Source organism: Micromonospora sp. NPDC092111 (genome assembly GCF_044755745.1).
Lineage (GTDB): Bacteria > Actinomycetota > Actinomycetes > Mycobacteriales > Micromonosporaceae > Micromonospora.
This window is the reverse complement of record NZ_JBIVRQ010000003.1, coordinates 436,291-452,630: the sequence shown is the minus strand read 5'-3', so window position 1 is coordinate 452,630 and position 16,340 is coordinate 436,291. Positions and strand designations below refer to the sequence as shown.

Here is a 16,340-nt window from a genome sequence, read left to right as displayed (position 1 = left end):
CCGCTCCCCCGGCCCGGCCGACCGCTCCCTGAGCCCGGCTGACCACTGCCTGAGCCCGGCGGACCGCTCGCTGAGCCCGGCGGACCGCCGGCCGACCCGGGCGGAGCTGGCCGCGGCGGCGGACCGGACCCTGCCGGACGTGCTCGCCACCGGACTGGACGTGCTCTTCGTCGGGATCAACCCGGGCCTCTGGTCGGCGGCCACCGGCTGGCACTTCGCCCGGCCCGGCAACCGCTTCTGGCCGGCCCTGCACCGCGGCGGCTTCACCCCGCGCCGGCTGCACCCGAGCGAGCAGGACACCCTGCCCGGGTACGGGCTGGGCATCACCAACATGGTGGCCCGCGCCACCGCCCGGGCCGACGAGCTGACCCCGGCCGAGTTGGTGGCCGGGGCGGAGTCCCTGGCCACCAAGGTGGCCCGGTACCGGCCCGCGTGGGTGGCGGTGGTCGGGGTGACCGCGTACCGGATCGGCTTCGCCCGGCCGAAGGCCGGCTTCGGCCCGCAGCCGGAGCCACTGGCCGACGCCCGGCTGTGGGTGCTGCCCAACCCGAGCGGCCTGAACGCCCACTTCACCCCGGAGACGCTGGGTGCCGCCTTCGGCGAGCTACGGGCCGCCGTCGGCTAGTGCGGTGACTACCGGTTGTCGGCTGCCCTCGGTGGACCCGCGCGCCGGGTCAACCCACCCGCCGAGTCAACCCACGCGTCGAGTCAACCCACGCGCCGGGGGGCGACCACCGTCGACACCGGTATGCCACCGCACCGGTATGCCACAGCGGCATACCGGTGTCGGGCGGTGTACGGGGTCGACGCCGACACCGTGCCGCAGCGCGTGATGGCGACCCCGCGCTAGTTGGCGGCGGCCGGGGGCAGCGCCTCCTGCGCGACGTAGGTGCCCATCGGGACGGTGGTGATGACCGGCTCGGGCCGGTCCGCCTCGGCGTACGGGACGGACGACTCGGCGACCGCGAACTGGGTGCGGTACAGCTCGGCGTAGAGACCGCCGACCGCGACCAACTCGTCGTGCCGGCCCCGCTCGACGATCCGGCCGCCGTCGAGGACGAGGATCTGGTCGGCGTCCCGGACGGTGGAGAGCCGGTGCGCGATCACCAACGCGGTACGCCCGGTCAGCGCCACGGACAGGGCCCGCTGCACCGCCGCCTCGCTCTCCGAGTCGAGGTGGGCGGTGGCCTCGTCGAGGATCACGATGGACGGCGCCTTGAGCAGCAACCGGGCGATGGCGATGCGCTGCTTCTCTCCGCCGGAGAACCGGTAGCCCCGCTCCCCGACCGTCGTCTCCAGCCCGTCGGGCAAAGACCGGACCAGGTCGGCCACCTGGGCACCGGTCAGCGCGGCCCAGATCTCGTCGTCGGTGGCGTCCGGCTTGGCGTAGCGCAGGTTCTCGGCGATCGTCTCGTGGAACAGGTGGGAGTCCTGGGTGACCACGCCGATCTCGTCGCGCAGCGAGGCCAGGGTGGCGTCCCGGACGTCGACCCCGCCGACCCGCACCGCGCCGTCGGTGACGTCGTAGATCCGGGAGATCAGCATGGACAGCGTGGACTTGCCGGCGCCGGACGGCCCGACCAGGGCCACCATCTGCCCCGGCTCGACACTGAACGAGACGCCCCTGAGCACCGGCTCGTTGATCGTCCGGTCGAGGGTGGCGACCTCCTCCAGGGAGGCGAGCGAGACGTCGGCGGCGGCCGGGTAGCGGAACCGGACGTCGCGGAACTCGACCCGACCGGCACCCCGGGGCACCGGCACCGCGTCGGGCTTCTCCTCGATGCCGGGGCGCAGGTCGAGCACCTCGAAGACCCGGTCGAAGGAGACCAGCGCGCTCATCACGTCGACCCGGACGTTGGATAGCGCGGTCAGTGGGCCGTAGAGGCGGGTCAGCAGCAGGGCGAGGGTGACCACCGTGCCGGCACTGACCGCGCCGGTGACGGCCAGCCAGCCGCCCAGCCCGTAGGTGAGCGCTTGGGCGAGCGAGGCCACCAGCAGCATCGCCACGAAGAAGGTCCGCGAGTACATGGCGGACTGGATGCCGATGTCGCGCACCCGCTCGGCCCGTCCGGCGAACCGGCGGGCCTCCACCTCGGGCGAGCCGAAGAGCTTGACCAGCAGCGCCCCGGCCACGCCGAACCGCTCGGTCATCGTCGCGTTCATCTTCGCGTCGAGGTTGTACGACTCCCGGGTGATCTCGGCCAGCCGCCGGCCGACCCGCCGCGCCGGGACGACGAAGATCGGCAGCATGACCAGCGAGAGCAGGGTGATCTGCCAGGAGAGGGTGAACATCACCGCGGCGGTGAGCACCAACTGGATGACGTTGCTGACCACCCCGGACAGCGTCGAGGTGAACGCCCGCTGGGCGCCCATCACGTCGTTGTTGAGCCGGCTGACCAGCGCCCCGGTCTGAGTCCGGGTGAAGAACTGCAACGGCATCCGCTGCACGTGGTCGTAGACCCGGGTACGCAGGTCGAGGATGATCCCCTCACCGATCCGGGCCGAGTACCACCGTTGGGCCAGGGAGAAGAGCGCGTCGGCGACCGCGAGGACGCCGATGACCAGGGCGAGCCGGACGACCGTGGCACCCGCCCCGGGGCCACCCCCGCTGATCGCGTTGATCACGTGGCCGGCCAGCACCGGGGTGGCCACCCCGATCACCGCCGCGATCACCACGGTCACCAGGAAGACGACGATGTCCCGCCGGTACGGACGGGCGAACGCCACGATCCGCCCGGCGGTGCCACGGGTGAGTCGGTGCGTGGAGACCTCGTCCCGGCTGCGCATCGACCGGAGCATGCTCCACCCGGCCATGTTGCCGCCCGCCATCGGGTTGGACATCGGTCACCTCCGGGTCGTGGCGGGCGGAACCGGTCGACGGCCCCTGGCGCGGGCTGCGCCGTCGGGTCAATTCTCCCGACGACTACGACAACCTCGGTGGTAACCCGGCTCTTCCCGTACGGTCCTTACTATTCTCCCCGGCCGGCGAGGTCGCGCAGCCGGCGGGTCTGCGCCTCCCGCTCGGCGCGCTGCTGGTCGGCGGGCGAGCGGCCGGACGCCCCGGCGAGCAGCGCCTTGATCTCCACCACCGCGTCCCGGTCGCCGGCGAGCAGCCCGGCGGTCAGGTCCCGGACCGCGCCGTCCAGCTCGGCGGGGGGTACGACGAGGTTGGCGAGCCCGATCCGGTCCGCCTCGGCGGCGTCCATCCGCCGGCCGGTGGCGCAGATCTCCAGCGCGCGGGCGTAACCGACCAGCTCCACCAGGCGCTTGGTGCCGGCGAGGTCGGGGACCAGGCCGAGGGTCACCTCGGCCATCGAGAACTTCGCGTCCTCGGCGAGGACGCGCAGGTCGCAGGCGAGGGCGAGCTGGAAGCCGGCGCCGATGGCGTGCCCCTGCACGGCGGCCACCGAGATGACGTCGGGGCGGTGCAGCCAGGTGAAGCCGGCCTGGTACTCGGCGATCCGCTCGGCGCACTCCTGCTCGGGCAGGGTGGACAGCTCGGCGAAGGAGCCGGGGCCCTGGGCACCGGCGACCGACAGGTCGAGCCCGGCGGAGAACGCCCGCCCCGCACCGCGTACCACGACGACACGCACGTCGCCGGGCAGGTCCCGGGAGAAGTCGCTCATCGCACGCCACATCGCCGGGGTCTGGGCGTTGAGCACGTCGGGCCGGCACAACGTGACCGTCGCGACCGGCCCGTCGCAGTGGAGTCGCACCCCGGTCGTCTCGGCGGTCACCGGACCGCCCGGGGCGCGTTGATGGACGCGGCTGGTGGGCGGATCACGCCTTCTTGCGGCGCCGGGCGCCGCCACGCTGTCGCAACTGCACCCCGGACTCGGTGAGCACCCGGTGGATGAACCCGTAGGATCGGCCGGTCGAGGCCGCGAGCGCGCGGATGCTCTCCCCTGAGGTGTACCGCTTTACCAGGTCCTTGGCGAGCGTCTGACGCTCGGCTCCGACGATCCGGCGACCTTTCTCAGTGCTGGTGGCTGTGCCAGTGGCTGCCATGCTGATTCCTCACGTCCCAGACTGTGCGGTTCGGATACGGTCCCACCTATTAGACCGCCTCGAACGATCATGCGCCAGATATCAACTCTTCGCCAACCGACACGCTATGCAGTGTCGCCTACCCGATAGAGTGATCCTCCCGACCGGCGGACAGCGGCGGACACCGATCCGCCGGCCCGGGCACCTGCCCCTCGCCGGTCGGGTACGCCGGCCCGTAGCCTGCCTGTCGTGACAGACCTGCTGGGGAGCGCGGGCGGGGCGGCAGCCGTCTTCGCCGCCACCAACCTCGACGACATCGTGGTGCTGACCGTGCTCTTCGTCGCGGCGCGGGCCAGCGGCCGGCCCCGCCGGTGGCAGATCGTGACCGGGCAGTACCTGGGCATCGGCGCCCTCGCCGCGGCCAGCGCGGTGGTCGCCGCCGGCCTGCTGGTCGTCCCGGACCCGTGGACCGGCCTGCTCGGGCTGCTCCCGATCGGGCTCGGCGTCCGGGCGCTGCTCGCCCGCACCGACGACGACGCCCCGCCGGCCGTGGTCGGCAGCCTGCTCGGGGTGACCGGGGTGACGATCGCCAACGGCGCCGACAACATCGCCGTCTACGTCCCGGTGTTCCGCTCCCTCGATCCGGGCACCGGGCTGGTCTACCTGGTGGTCTTCGCGGCCCTGGTCGCCATCTGGTGCGCCGCCGCCGCGCTGCTCGGCGGCCACCCCCGGGTGGTCCGGCTGGTCGGTCGGGCCGGCCACTGGCTGGTACCGGCCATCTTCGTCGTCATCGGCCTGGTGATCCTGGTCAGCTCGGGTGTCGTCGGCCGGCTGGCCGACCTCGCCGGCTGACCGCCGGACCGCCCGGCCTCGGCACCGCCCGCCTCGCCCGCCGGACCGGCCGGCCTCCCGCCGGTCCGGCCCGGTGACAGCGGTACGACCAGCTCGGGTCAGGCCAGTTCGACCAGTTCGAGGAGGTCGTCGCTCCAGGCGTCCTCGTCGCCGTCGGGCAGCAGGATCGCGCGGTCGGGCTTGAGGGCGAGCACCGCGCCGGGATCGTGGGTGACCAGGACGATGGCGCCGGGATAGCGGGCGATGGCGTCGAGCACCTGCTCCCGGCTGACCGGGTCGAGGTTGTTCGTCGGCTCGTCGAGCAGCAGCACGTTGGCGCCGGAACAGACCAGGGTGGCCAGGGCCAGCCGGGTCTTCTCGCCACCGGAGAGCACCCCGGCCGGCTTGTCCACGTCCTCGCCGGAGAAGAGGAACGCGCCGAGGATCTTGCGCAGGTCGGTGTCGGACTGCTCGAACGCGGCGCTGCGCATGTGCTCCAGCACCGTACGGTCCACGTCGAGGGTCTCGTGCTCCTGGGCGTAGTAGCCCAGCCGCAGCCCGTGCCCGGCGTGCACCCCGCCGGTGTCCGGCGGGAGCAGGCCGCCGAGCATCCGCAGCAGGGTGGTCTTGCCGGCGCCGTTGAGGCCGAGGATGGCCACCCGGGAGCCCCGGTCCACCGCCACGTTCACGTCGGTGAAGATCTCCAACGACCCGTACGACTTCGACAGCCCGGACGCGGTCAGCGGGGTCTTGCCGCACGACGCCGGGGTGGGGAAGCGCACCTTGGCCACCTTGTCGGCCTGGCGCACCTCCTCCAGTCCGGAGATCAGCTTCTCGGCCCGGCGGGCCATGTTCTGCGCGGCGACGGTCTTGGTGGCCTTGGCCCGCATCTTGTCGGCCTGCGCCATCAACGCGCCGGCCTTCTTCTCGGCGTTGGCCCGCTCCCGGCGGCGACGCCGCTCGTCGGTCTCCCGCGCCTCCTGGTACGCCTTCCAGCCCAGGTTGTAGACGTCGACCACGGAGCGGGTGGCGTCGAGGAACCAGACCTTGTTGACCACCGACTCCAGCAGCGAGCCGTCGTGGGAGATCACGATCAGGCCGCCCTTGTGGTTGGCGAGGAAGCTTCGCAGCCAGGTGATCGAGTCGGCGTCGAGGTGGTTGGTGGGCTCGTCGAGCAGCAGGATGCCGCCGCCGTTCTCCCCGGCGTCGCGGAACAGGATCCGGGCCAGCTCGATCCGGCGGCGCTGGCCGCCGGAGAGGGTGCCGATGGTCTGGGCGAGCGCCCGGTCGGGCAGCCCCAGGTTGGCGCAGATCCGGGCGGCCTCGGCCTCGGCGGCGTACCCGCCCAGCGAGGCGAACTGGTCCTCCAGCGCGCCGTAGCGGCGGACCAGCCGATCGTCGGCGTCCTCGGCGAGCTTCTCCTCGATCTCCTTCATCTGGGCCATCAGCACGTCCAGCCCCCGGGCGGAGAGCACCCGGTCCCGGCCGGTGACCTCCAGGTCGCCGGTGCGCGGGTCCTGGGGCAGGTAGCCGATGGCGCTGCGCCGGTCGATCTGCCCGGCGTACGGCTGGCCCTCGCCGGCCAGCACCTTGAGGGTGGTGGTCTTGCCGGCGCCGTTACGGCCGACCAGGCCGATCCGGTCGCCGGGCTGCACCCGCAGGGTGGTGTCGGACAGCAGGATGCGGGCGCCGGCGCGCAGCTCCAGGCCGGTGACACTGATCATTTTCCGGTACTCGCTCTCGGGGTCTGGAAGGGCTGACTCAGGGCACGCGAAAGCGCCGGCGGGTCGATGGTTCCCGTCGGCGCGGGGCGGTTCAGCCTTCGCAGCGCAGCACCCGACAAGTGTACCGGGCGGCCCCGCGCACCCCGCCCGGATTACCAGGCAAGATCATCGGGTACCGAACCGCCGTCCGGACCCGGTCCGGTACCGCAACCACCACACGTGACGAATCGGTGATCGGGGTCAAAATGGAGCTGAACGAGAACGCACGGATCGACACCAGCCAGGTGGACGACCGGCGCGGGTCCGGCGGAGGCGGCGGCGGGATGGGCATACCGATCCCGACCGGGGGCGGCCGGGGCGGGATCGTGGGCATCGTCATCGCCGTGCTGGTCGCCCTGTTGGGCGGCGGCTTCGGGCTCAACGCGATGACCGGCGACGACAGCGGCGCCGGTCAGGGCGACAACACCGCGCTGGAGCAGAAGTGCTCGGCGCAGGACGCGCTGAAGCAGCTCGACTGCCGCAACAACCTGTACGTCAACTCGATCCAGGCGTACTGGACCACGGCGATGCCGGCGGTCTTCGGCGAGCCGTACCAGCCCTCGAAGACCGTCTTCTTCAGCCAGGGCGTCAGCACCGGCTGCGGCCAGGCCGACTCCGGCGTCGGGCCGTTCTACTGCCCGGCCGACGACCTGGTCTACATCGACCTCACCTTCTACCGGACCCTCGCCGACCAGCTCGACGCCGCCGGTGAGTTCGCCCAGCCCTACGTGCTGGCCCACGAGTACGGCCACCACGTGCAGGACCTGCTCGGCACGGAGGCACAGATGCGCCGCCAGCAGCAGCGCGACCCGGGCAACGCCAATGCACTGTCGGTGAAGCTGGAGTTGCAGGCCGACTGCTACGCCGGCGCCTGGGCCAAGAACGCCACCGGCACCGCCGACGAGCGGGGTCAGAAGATCTTCAAGAGCATCACCGAGCAGGACATCCAGCAGGCGATCGACACCGCCGAGAAGATCGGCGACGACGCGATCCAGCAGCGCTCCGGCCGCCCGGTGAACCCCGACGAGTTCACCCACGGCACCTCCGCGCAGCGCAGGCAGTGGTTCACCAAGGGCTACACCACCGGCGACCCGAAGTCCTGCGACACGTTCGGCAGCAGCCGCTGACCGGTCGACCCGACCGCGTCACCCGGCGGCCGGTGGGCGAGCCCACCGGCCGCCGTCGTCGGGACCGCCGCAGAGCCCGCCCGGACCGCCGCAGGCCAACCCGGACCGCCGCAGACTCAGGCCGGACCGCCGCAGGCCAACCCGGACCGCCGCAGACTCAGGCCGGACCGCCGCAGGCCAACCCGGACCGCCGCAGGCTCAGGCCGGGTCGCGGACCAGGATCCGGACCGCGCGGGCGGCGGCGATCGACGCCACCAGGACCGCGTGCCGGGGCTCCGGCACGTCGAGCAGCCGGTCCGCGCGGCGCGCGGCGAGCGGGGCGAGCCGCCGGTCGGCCAGTACCGTGTCGACCGCCCGCCGGTCGCCGCCGCAGACCAGCGCGGCCAGCGTCGCCGCCTGCGGCAGCAGCAGCCGTACGGCCAGCTCGGCGGCGTCGCCCAGGGCGGCCTTCGCCTGGTTGTCCCGCCGCCGGGCGAACCGCTGCTGGGACCAGCCTCCGGCGGCGGTGCGCCCCTGCACGTAGCGGGTGTCGACCTTGGAGACCGTCAGCTCGTCACCCGCCGCCACGCCGACCGCCACCGCGCCCTTGCGGGCGAGCAGCAGGCCGAGCCGGCGCGGCGCGGCGGCGGCGGCCACGAACCCGGGCACGTCGCCGGTGACCGGAGCGCCCGGCGGAGCGTGCAGCTCGGCGGTCGCGCCGTCGGGGGCGGCGAGCAGCAGCCCGTACCCCTCGATGGTGGTGGTGGGTGGGCCGTGCCGGTCGGCGAAGCCCTCGACCCAGCGCGCGACGCGGGTCGGGTCGACCTCGACCCATCGGCCGCCGCCGGCTGCGGGTCGACTGCTCATGATCCGACCGTACGACACGACCGGCCGCCGGCGGTCAGCCGGGCCACACCGTGACGACGGCGAGCACCGCGATCAGCGCGCTGGAGGCCAGCCCGGTGAGCAGCCGGCCCCGGGGTCCGGCCAGGGCCTGACCGAGCAAGGTGCCGCCGCCCGCGATCAGGAGCTGCCAACTGGCCGACGCCAGGAAGACGCCCGCCACGAAGAGCGCGGCCGTGGCCGGCTCCGGGTCGGTGGCGTCGCGGCGACCGAGGACGAGTGCGGCGAAGTAGAGCACCGTCATCGGGTTGAGCAGCGTCAACGCCAGTACCCCGGCGAAGGCGCCGGCCGGCGTGCCGAGCCCGCTGCCGGGGACCGTCGGCGGGGCCCCGGACGGCCGCCGGGACCGCCACGCCCGGCACAGCCCGTGGCCGGCGAGGAACAGGAGCACGCCCGCCGCGACGACCCGCAGCGGACCGGCCACCGGGGCGATCACACCGGCCAGCCCCGCCCCGCCGAGCACCGCGACGGCGGCGTAGAGCCCGTCGGCGGTGGCCACCGCCAGCGCCGCCGCCGCGCCGACCCGCAACGAGGTGCGGGCGCTGAGGCCGAGGATCAGGATCGCGATGGCGCCGACCGGGATGGCCACGCCGTAGCCGGCGAGCAGGCCGGCGAGGAGCGCGTCAGCCATGGCGGGCGGACCCCCGCCACCTCCCGCCGGCGGCCCGCTGCTGTCGCCCGGAACCGACGACGGCGCGGGCGGGCAGGGCACGGTGCAGACGGAGATCGGTCACGGCCGCCATTCTGGGGCCGACCCAGGGCATCGGGGAAACGAGTTTCGCCCCGCCGGGCCACGGCGGACGCGTCGAGCGCGGCACCCCTGCCGGGATACCGCGCTCGACCGGGACGGACCGGAGCCGCTCAGACGTTGAAGCCGAGGGAACGGAGCTGGTCCCGCCCCTCGTCGGTGATCTTGTCCGGCCCCCACGGCGGGAGCCACACCCAGTTGATCCGGATGTCGTCGACCAGCCCGCCACCGGGGCCGGTGGTCAGCGCCTGCCGGGCCTGGTCCTCGATCACGTCGGTGAGCGGGCAGGCCGCCGAGGTCAGCGTCATGTCCAGGGTGGCGACGTTCTCGTCGTCCACGTGCACGCCGTACACCAGGCCGAGGTCGACCACGTTGATGCCCAACTCGGGGTCGACGACGTCCTTCATCGCCTCCTCGATGTCGGCGACCGCGGCCCGGCCACCCACCGGCGTCGCCGCGGCGTCGGCGGCCCCGGCGCCCGCCGCCGGAGTCGCGGTGGCGTCACCGGCCTCCGGCGTCGCCGCGGTAGCGGTGTCCTCGCTGCTCATGCCTTAACCTCCGTCGGGCTCACGCCCACCCCGGCGCGTGCCGCGGCGTCCTTGAACGCCATCCACGGCAACAGCGCGCACTTGACCCGGGCCGGGTAGCGCGCGACACCCGCGAACGCCACCCCGTCACCGAGCACGTCCTCGTCCGGCGTGACCTGCCCACGTCCGGACATCAACTCGACGAACGCCTCGTGCACGGCGAACGCCTCCCCCGCGCCCCGACCACGCAGCAGCTCGTGCAGCACACTCGCCGACGCCTGGCTGATCGAACAGCCCATACCGTCGTACGAGATGTCGCCGAGCGTGTCGCCGTCGGTGGCCACCCGGACGGTGATCTCGTCACCGCAGGTCGGGTTGACGTGGTGCGCCTCGGCCACCCGGGCGTCCGGGTCGTCGGGGTCGCGCAGCCCACGGCCGTGCGGGTGCTTGTAGTGGTCCAGGATGATCTCCTGGTAGAGCTGGTCGAGCTGCATCAGTCGAACACCTTCCGCACCTGCTCCAGGCCCGCCACCAGGGCGTCGATCTCCGCCGTCGTGGTGTACAGGTAGAACGACGCCCGCGTCATGGCCGGTACGCCGAACCGGGTGCACACCGGCTTCGCGCAGTGGTGCCCCACCCGCACCTGCACGCCGAGCGAGTCGAGGACCTGCCCCACGTCGTGCGGGTGCACGTCGCCGAGCGCGAACGAGATCGTCCCGCCCCGGCCGACCGGCACCGTCGGACCGAAGATCCGCAGCCCCGGCACGGTGGCGAGGGCATCCAGCGCGTACGCGGTCAGCTCCTTCTCGTGCCACTGGATCGCCCGCATCCCGATGCCGGACAGGTAGTCCACCGCCGCACCGAGCGCCACCGCCTCGGCGATCGGCGGGGTGCCCGCCTCGAACCGGGCCGGCGGGGCGGCGAACGTCGAACGCGCCATGCTGACCGTCTCGATCATCGAGCCGCCGCCGAACACCGGGGGCATCGCGGCCAGCAGCTCGGCCCGGCCCCACAGCACACCGATGCCGGTCGGGCCGCACATCTTGTGCCCGGTGAAGACGACGAAGTCGGCGTCGAGGTCGACCACGTCCACCGGCAGGTGCGGCACCGACTGCGAGCAGTCGAGCAGCAGCAGCGCACCCACCTGGCGGACCCGCTCGGTGATCCGGGCGGTGGCGTTGACGGTGCCGAGGATGTTGGAGGTGTGCACCAGCGAGACGATCTTCGTCCGCTCGGTGACCAGCTCCGTTAGCCCCGACTCGTCCAGCCGGCCGTTGTCGGTGACCGGAAACCAGCGCAGGGTCGCGCCGGTCCGCTCGGCCAGCAACTGCCACGGGACGATGTTCGAGTGGTGCTCCATCTCGGAGATCACGATCTCGTCGCCGGGCCGCAGCCGGAACCGGTCGTCCGTCTCGCGCGACGGAGCAGCCAGCACGGCGGCGTCGGGCCGCAGCGAGGCGTTGGAGAACGCGTACGCCACGATGTTGATCGCCTCGGTGGAGTTCTTGGTGAACACCACCTCGTCCACGCTCGGCGCGTTGACGAACGCGGCGATCTTGGCTCGCGCGCCCTCGTACGCCTCGGTCGCCTCGGTGCCCAGGGTGTGCACCGAACGGGACACGTTGGCGTTGTGCATCGCGTAGTGCTCGGCGAGCACGTCGAGCACCTGCCGCGGCTTGTGCGAGGTGTTGGCGCTGTCGAGATAGACCAGCCGGTGCCCGTTGACCTCCCGGTCGAGGATCGGGAAGTCGGCGCGCACCGCGGCCACGTCGAAACGCGGCACGTCGTCGTACTGCGGCATCCCCTCGGGGATGGCGATGGTGGTCATCTCAGCGGCCCCTGTCCTTGTGTTCAGGCCCGCGCGGCGCCGGCCCCGGCGACGTACCGCTCGTAGCCCTCGTCCTCAAGCTTGTCGGCCAGTTCCGGGCCGCCCTGCTCGACGATCCGGCCGGCGACGAAGACGTGCACGAAGTCCGGCTTGATGTAGCGCAGGATCCGGGTGTAGTGGGTGATCAGCAGCAGGCCGGTGTCGCCGCTGTCGCGGACCCGGTTCACGCCCTCGCTGACCACGCGCAGCGCGTCCACGTCGAGGCCGGAGTCGGTCTCGTCGAGGATGGCCATCTTCGGCTTGAGCAGTTCGAGCTGCACGATCTCGTGCCGCTTCTTCTCGCCGCCGGAGAAGCCCTCGTTGACGTTGCGCTGGGCGAACGCCGGGTCCATCTGGAGGCGCTCCATCGCGCCGCGCAGCTCGCCGCCCCAGGTGCGCAGCTTCGGGGCGGTGCCGTCGATGGCGGTCTTGGCGGTACGCAGGAAGTTGGCCACCGAGACGCCGGGCACCTCGACCGGGTACTGCATGGCCAGGAAGAGGCCGGCGCGGGCCCGCTCGTCGACGGACATCGCCAGCACGTCGACGCCGTCGAGGGTCACCGACCCGCCGGTGATCTCGTACTTGGGGTGACCGGCGATCGAGTACGCCAGGGTCGACTTGCCGGAGCCGTTCGGGCCCATGATGGCGTGGGTCTCCCCGGACTTCACGGTCAGGTCGACACCGGACAGGATCGGCTTGAGCTCACCCTCGGGCAGCTTGACCGACACCTTCAGGTCGCGGATCTCCAGGGTGCTCATTATCGGGTCACTCCATTGCTCGGCGTCAGGCTGACGTAGATGTCGCCGTCGCGTACTTCGACGGGATAGACGGGTACGGGTTCGGTGGCGGGCAGCCCGGTGGGCTCACCCGTCCGCAGGTCGAAACGGGAACCGTGCAGCCAGCATTCCAGCGTGCACCCCTCGACCTCACCCTCGGACAGGGCGATCGAGGCGTGCGAGCACTCGTCGTGGGCGGCGTAGAACCCGCCGTCGGAGCCGTGCACCAGCGCCAGCGGGGTGCCGTCGACCTCGGCCCTGATCACGGTGCCCTTCGGCACGTCCTCGGTGGAGCAGATCCGGATCATCAGGCGCCGGCCTTCGCCAGCCGGGCCTCGATCGCGTCCCCCAGCCGCTCGCGCAGCTCCTCGACCGGGATCTTGTTGATCAGCTCGGCGAAGAAGCCCCGCACCACCAGGCGGCGGGCCTCACCCTCCGGGATGCCCCGGGCCATCAGGTAGAAGAGCTGCTCGTCGTCGAAACGGCCGGTCGCGCTGGCGTGACCGGCACCGGCGATCTCGCCGGTCTCGATCTCCAGGTTGGGCACCGAGTCGGCCCGCGCGCCGTCGGACAGCAGCAGGTTCCGGTTGATCTCGTACGTGTCGGTGCCGGTCGCCTCGGCCCGGATCAGCACGTCGCCCACCCACACCGTGTGCGCGTCGTCGCCCTGCAACGCGCCCCGGTAGCCGACGTAGGAACGGCAGTCCGGCACGTTGTGGTCGACGAGCTGGCGGTGCTCCAGGTGCTGGCCGCCGTCGGCGAAGTAGACGCCGTACAGCTCGGCCTCGCCGCCCCGACCGGTGTACTCCACCGAGGTGTACTGCCGGACCAGGTCGCCGCCGAGGCTGACCTGGACGTGCGACACCTTGGCGTCCCGGCCGAGCCGGACCTTCAGGTGCTGGGCCTGGACGGCGTCGGCGGCCCAGTCGGCGACGGTGACCAGGGTCAGCTTCGCCCCGTCGGCCACCGCGACCTCGACGTTGTCGGCCAGGGTGGCCGAGCCGACGTGCTCCAGCACCAGCACCACCTCGGCGAACCGGCCGACGTCGACGAAGGTGTGCCCGAAGGCCAACCCGGCGGCGTCGTCGCCGACCACCCGCAGGGTCACCGGCGCGCCCACCACGGCGTCGGCCGCGACCTCGACCAGCAGCGCCTGCCCGGCGCCGCCGTACGCGAGCGCACTGATCCGGTCGACCGGGGTGAGCACGCTGCCCACCCGCGGGTCGTCCCGCCCGACCCGCGTGACGGTGACGCCCTCGGGCAGGTCGCCGTACTCGTGGCGGACCGTGCCGGTGGCGGCCGGCGCGCCACCGACCAGCCCGCGCAGCCGCTTGAGCGGGGTGAAACGCCAATCCTCCTCCAGGCCCGTGAGGGCCGGGAAGTCGGCGACGTCGTACGAGCGGAGCGCCTGCGACTTGGTGCTGGGCGGCGCGGAAGCCTGGGTAGTCATCTCTTCCTTGGTGTCTATCCGTGACGGCGGTGTCAGTGGAACCGGAGGACGGGCCGGGCCAGGCACGGCCCGTCGCAACGTGGGCGGCGTCAGCCGACCGCGCCCTCCATCTGGAGCTCGATCAGACGGTTCAGCTCCAGGGCGTACTCCATCGGGAGCTCCTTGGCGATCGGCTCGATGAAGCCGCGCACGATCATCGCCATCGCCTCGTCCTCGCTCAGGCCCCGGCTCATCAGGTAGAAGAGCTGGTCGTCGCTGATCTTGGAGACGGTCGCCTCGTGGCCCATCGACACGTCGTCCTCGCGGATGTCGACGTACGGGTAGGTGTCCGAGCGGGAGATGGTGTCGACCAGCAGGGCGTCGCACTTGACCGTGCTCCGGCTGTGGTGCGAACCCTCCAGCACCTGCACCAGCCCCCGGTACGAGGTACGGCCGCCACCACGGGCGATCGACTTCGACACGATGGTCGAGGAGGTGTGCGGCGCGGCGTGCACCATCTTGGCGCCGGCGTCCTGGTGCTGGCCCTCGCCGGCCATGGCCACCGAGAGCACCTCGCCCTTGGCGTGCTCGCCGGTCATGTAGACCGCCGGGTACTTCATGGTGACCTTCGAGCCGATGTTGCCGTCGACCCACTCCATGGTCGCGCCCTCGTGGCAGACCGCCCGCTTGGTGACCAGGTTGTAGACGTTGTTCGACCAGTTCTGGATGGTCGTGTAGCGGCACCGCGCGTTCTTCTTGACGATGATCTCCACGACCGCGCTGTGCAGCGAGTCCGAGGAGTAGAGCGGCGCGGTGCAGCCCTCGACGTAGTGCACGTACGCGCCCTCGTCGACGATGATCAGGGTCCGCTCGAACTGGCCCATGTTCTCCGTGTTGATCCGGAAGTAGGCCTGTAGCGGGATCTCCACGTGCACGCCCTTCGGCACGTAGATGAACGAGCCACCGGACCACACGGAGGTGTTCAGCGCGGCGAACTTGTTGTCGCCGACCGGGATCACCGTGCCGAAGTACTCCTTGAAGACGTCCTCGTGCTCCTTGAGGGCGGTGTCGGTGTCCAGGAAGATGACACCCTGCTCCTCAAGGTCCTCGCGGATCTTGTGGTAGACCACCTCGGACTCGTACTGCGCCGCGACGCCGGCGACCAGCCGCTGCTTCTCCGCCTCGGGGATGCCCAGCCTGTCGTAGGTGTTCTTGATGTCCTCCGGCAGGTCCTCCCAGCTCGTGGCCTGCTTCTCGGTGGACCGCACGAAGTACTTGATGTTGTCGAAGTCGATCCCGGTGAGATCGGCGCCCCAGGCCGGCATCGGCTTGCGACCGAACAGCCGCAGGCCCTTCAGCCGCAGGTCGAGCATCCAGGCCGGCTCGTTCTTCTTCGCCGAGATGTCCCGCACCACCGCCTCGTTCAGGCCACGCTGGGCGGCGGCCCCGGCGACGTCGGAGTCGGCCCAGCCGTACTCGTAGCGACCGAGGGCGGCGAGCTGCTCATCCTGGGTCAGGGGCTGGACGATCTGCTCGGTCATCTATCTGTCCTCACAGTGGTTGCGGTGTTACCGGACTGGGCACGCGGCTGGGCCGGGATGTGCGTGGTGCACACCCCGTCGCCGTGCGCGATGGTGGCCAGGCGCTGCACGTGGGTGCCGATCAGGCGGGAGATCACCGCGGTCTCGGCCTCGCATAGCTGGGGGAACTCGGCGGCCACGTGCGCCACCGGGCAGTGGTGCTGGCAGAGCTGACCGCCGGAGGCGATCGTGGACGCGTTCGCAGCGTAGCCCTCGGCGGTGAGCGCCCCGGCGAGTGCCTCCGCCCGGGCGAGCGGCTCGTCACCGGCGTCCTCCATGGCGGCCCGGCAGCGGGCCTCCAGGGCGGCGACCTGGTCGGCGGCGAACGACTCCACCGCCGCCGAACCACCGTTGCGGGCGATCCAGCGCAGCGCAGCGGTGGCCATGTTGTCGTAGTGGTGCGTGCCACAGCGACCCCGGGCCGCGTCGGTCAGCAGGAAGACCTTGGCCGGGCGCCCCCGGCCACGGCTGCCCCGGACGACCTGTTCCCGGGCGACCACGTCGCCGTCGGCGAGCATCGCGTCGAGGTGCCGGCGGATCGCGGCCGGGCTGAGCCCCAGCGCCGAGCCGAGCTGCGCGGCGGTGGTCGCCCCCCGCTCCAGCAGCAGCCAGGTGACCCGGTCGCGGGTGGAAAGATCGGTGGACGCGGCCGGCGACAACTCCTGCTCGGCGCGGCTGACGCCGCGTCGGGACCTGGAGCCGTCGCCGGCGACCGGAGCGGTCGCCGGCAGGTGCCCGGAGAGCGCCGCCGCGTTTTTCACAACGCCAACGTTACGTAATTCGTCGGGGGCCCGCAAACCCGGGGCCCGGTGATCCCGCCCAC

General features: G+C 72.2%; 17 protein-coding genes. 3 read left to right on the top strand and 14 right to left on the bottom strand.

What is annotated here, in order from left to right; genetic code table 11:
* Positions 1-28 precede the first annotated feature (28 nt).
* Entirely contained in the window at positions 29-625 is a 597-nt protein-coding gene (gene mug / locus ACIQG9_RS10505; RefSeq protein ID WP_400400134.1) for a G/U mismatch-specific DNA glycosylase, read from the top strand.
* Positions 626-846: 221 nt separating this feature from the next.
* Here the strand turns inward: mug and ACIQG9_RS10500 are convergent, their stop codons facing one another.
* From ACIQG9_RS10500 to ACIQG9_RS10490, 3 genes are all read right to left on the bottom strand, one after another.
* Positions 847-2,829: an ABC transporter ATP-binding protein gene (locus ACIQG9_RS10500; RefSeq protein WP_400400131.1), complete on the bottom strand. Its 1,983-nt coding sequence runs from the start codon at positions 2,827-2,829 to the stop codon at positions 847-849.
* 140 nt (positions 2,830-2,969) lie between these two features.
* Positions 2,970-3,737: an enoyl-CoA hydratase/isomerase family protein gene (locus ACIQG9_RS10495; RefSeq protein WP_400400045.1), complete on the bottom strand. Its 768-nt coding sequence runs from the start codon at positions 3,735-3,737 to the stop codon at positions 2,970-2,972.
* Between the two features lie 43 nt (positions 3,738-3,780).
* Complete coding sequence (locus ACIQG9_RS10490; protein ID WP_007462679.1) at positions 3,781-4,008, bottom strand: helix-turn-helix domain-containing protein; 228 nt, start codon at positions 4,006-4,008, stop codon at positions 3,781-3,783.
* Between the two features lie 228 nt (positions 4,009-4,236).
* Between ACIQG9_RS10490 and ACIQG9_RS10485 the strand changes: the two genes are divergently transcribed.
* Positions 4,237-4,839, top strand: coding sequence for a cadmium resistance transporter (locus ACIQG9_RS10485; protein WP_400400040.1), 603 nt, complete (start codon positions 4,237-4,239; stop codon positions 4,837-4,839).
* A gap of 98 nt (positions 4,840-4,937) precedes the next feature.
* Here ACIQG9_RS10485 and ACIQG9_RS10480 read toward each other — a convergent pair whose 3' ends face one another.
* Complete coding sequence (locus ACIQG9_RS10480; protein WP_400400038.1) at positions 4,938-6,542, bottom strand: ABC-F family ATP-binding cassette domain-containing protein; 1,605 nt, start codon at positions 6,540-6,542, stop codon at positions 4,938-4,940.
* Positions 6,543-6,787: 245 nt separating this feature from the next.
* On the opposite strand from ACIQG9_RS10480, the gene ACIQG9_RS10475 reads away from it, so the two are divergent.
* The gene (locus ACIQG9_RS10475) at positions 6,788-7,708 is read left to right on the top strand and encodes a neutral zinc metallopeptidase (protein WP_400400034.1); all 921 of its coding nucleotides are present in this window, start codon (positions 6,788-6,790) and stop codon (positions 7,706-7,708) included.
* A 198-nt stretch (positions 7,709-7,906) separates the two neighbouring features.
* Here ACIQG9_RS10475 and ACIQG9_RS10470 read toward each other — a convergent pair whose 3' ends face one another.
* From ACIQG9_RS10470 to ACIQG9_RS10425, 10 genes are all read right to left on the bottom strand, one after another.
* Positions 7,907-8,554 (bottom strand): acVLRF1 family peptidyl-tRNA hydrolase, encoded by a 648-nt coding sequence (locus ACIQG9_RS10470; RefSeq protein ID WP_400400032.1) that lies wholly within the window; start codon positions 8,552-8,554, stop codon positions 7,907-7,909.
* A 34-nt stretch (positions 8,555-8,588) separates the two neighbouring features.
* On the bottom strand, positions 8,589-9,221 hold the full coding sequence (locus tag ACIQG9_RS10465) for a LysE family transporter (RefSeq protein WP_400400030.1): 633 nt from the start codon (positions 9,219-9,221) through the stop codon (positions 8,589-8,591).
* Between the two features lie 230 nt (positions 9,222-9,451).
* Complete coding sequence (locus ACIQG9_RS10460; RefSeq protein ID WP_400400028.1) at positions 9,452-9,886, bottom strand: metal-sulfur cluster assembly factor; 435 nt, start codon at positions 9,884-9,886, stop codon at positions 9,452-9,454.
* Complete coding sequence (gene sufU, locus ACIQG9_RS10455) at positions 9,883-10,359, bottom strand: Fe-S cluster assembly sulfur transfer protein SufU (RefSeq protein WP_400400026.1); 477 nt, start codon at positions 10,357-10,359, stop codon at positions 9,883-9,885. Before sufU ends, ACIQG9_RS10460 begins: the two co-directional genes overlap by 4 nt.
* Complete coding sequence (locus ACIQG9_RS10450) at positions 10,359-11,693, bottom strand: cysteine desulfurase (RefSeq protein ID WP_400400021.1); 1,335 nt, start codon at positions 11,691-11,693, stop codon at positions 10,359-10,361. Before ACIQG9_RS10450 ends, sufU begins: the two co-directional genes overlap by 1 nt.
* Positions 11,694-11,716: 23 nt before the next feature.
* Positions 11,717-12,490, bottom strand: a complete 774-nt coding sequence (gene sufC / locus ACIQG9_RS10445; protein WP_400400019.1) for a Fe-S cluster assembly ATPase SufC — start codon at positions 12,488-12,490, stop codon at positions 11,717-11,719.
* Positions 12,490-12,816, bottom strand: a complete 327-nt coding sequence (locus tag ACIQG9_RS10440) for a non-heme iron oxygenase ferredoxin subunit (protein ID WP_400400017.1) — start codon at positions 12,814-12,816, stop codon at positions 12,490-12,492. Before ACIQG9_RS10440 ends, sufC begins: the two co-directional genes overlap by 1 nt.
* Positions 12,816-13,958 (bottom strand): Fe-S cluster assembly protein SufD, encoded by a 1,143-nt coding sequence (gene sufD, locus ACIQG9_RS10435; protein WP_400400015.1) that lies wholly within the window; start codon positions 13,956-13,958, stop codon positions 12,816-12,818. Before sufD ends, ACIQG9_RS10440 begins: the two co-directional genes overlap by 1 nt.
* An 89-nt stretch (positions 13,959-14,047) precedes the next feature.
* Positions 14,048-15,478, bottom strand: coding sequence for a Fe-S cluster assembly protein SufB (gene sufB / locus ACIQG9_RS10430; protein WP_400400013.1), 1,431 nt, complete (start codon positions 15,476-15,478; stop codon positions 14,048-14,050).
* Complete coding sequence (locus tag ACIQG9_RS10425) at positions 15,475-16,176, bottom strand: helix-turn-helix transcriptional regulator (RefSeq protein WP_400400129.1); 702 nt, start codon at positions 16,174-16,176, stop codon at positions 15,475-15,477. Before ACIQG9_RS10425 ends, sufB begins: the two co-directional genes overlap by 4 nt.
* Between the last annotated feature and the right edge of the window lie 164 nt (positions 16,177-16,340).

Bases quoted from the DNA above. Each gene is read 5' to 3' on its own strand.
- ACIQG9_RS10500 (WP_400400131.1), bottom strand. From the start codon at position 2,829: ATGGCGGGCGGCAACATGGCCGGGTGGAGCATGCTCCGGTCGATGCGC.
- ACIQG9_RS10490 (WP_007462679.1), bottom strand. From the start codon at position 4,008: ATGGCAGCCACTGGCACAGCCACCAGCACTGAGAAAGGTCGCCGGATC.
- ACIQG9_RS10480 (WP_400400038.1), bottom strand. From the start codon at position 6,542: ATGATCAGTGTCACCGGCCTGGAGCTGCGCGCCGGCGCCCGCATCCTG.
- ACIQG9_RS10475 (WP_400400034.1), top strand. From the start codon at position 6,788: ATGGAGCTGAACGAGAACGCACGGATCGACACCAGCCAGGTGGACGAC.
- ACIQG9_RS10470 (WP_400400032.1), bottom strand. From the start codon at position 8,554: ATGAGCAGTCGACCCGCAGCCGGCGGCGGCCGATGGGTCGAGGTCGAC.
- ACIQG9_RS10465 (WP_400400030.1), bottom strand. From the start codon at position 9,221: ATGGCTGACGCGCTCCTCGCCGGCCTGCTCGCCGGCTACGGCGTGGCC.
- ACIQG9_RS10460 (WP_400400028.1), bottom strand. From the start codon at position 9,886: ATGAGCAGCGAGGACACCGCTACCGCGGCGACGCCGGAGGCCGGTGAC.
- sufU (WP_400400026.1), bottom strand. From the start codon at position 10,359: ATGCAGCTCGACCAGCTCTACCAGGAGATCATCCTGGACCACTACAAG.
- ACIQG9_RS10450 (WP_400400021.1), bottom strand. From the start codon at position 11,693: ATGACCACCATCGCCATCCCCGAGGGGATGCCGCAGTACGACGACGTG.
- sufC (WP_400400019.1), bottom strand. From the start codon at position 12,490: ATGAGCACCCTGGAGATCCGCGACCTGAAGGTGTCGGTCAAGCTGCCC.
- ACIQG9_RS10440 (WP_400400017.1), bottom strand. From the start codon at position 12,816: ATGATCCGGATCTGCTCCACCGAGGACGTGCCGAAGGGCACCGTGATC.
- sufD (WP_400400015.1), bottom strand. From the start codon at position 13,958: ATGACTACCCAGGCTTCCGCGCCGCCCAGCACCAAGTCGCAGGCGCTC.
- sufB (WP_400400013.1), bottom strand. From the start codon at position 15,478: ATGACCGAGCAGATCGTCCAGCCCCTGACCCAGGATGAGCAGCTCGCC.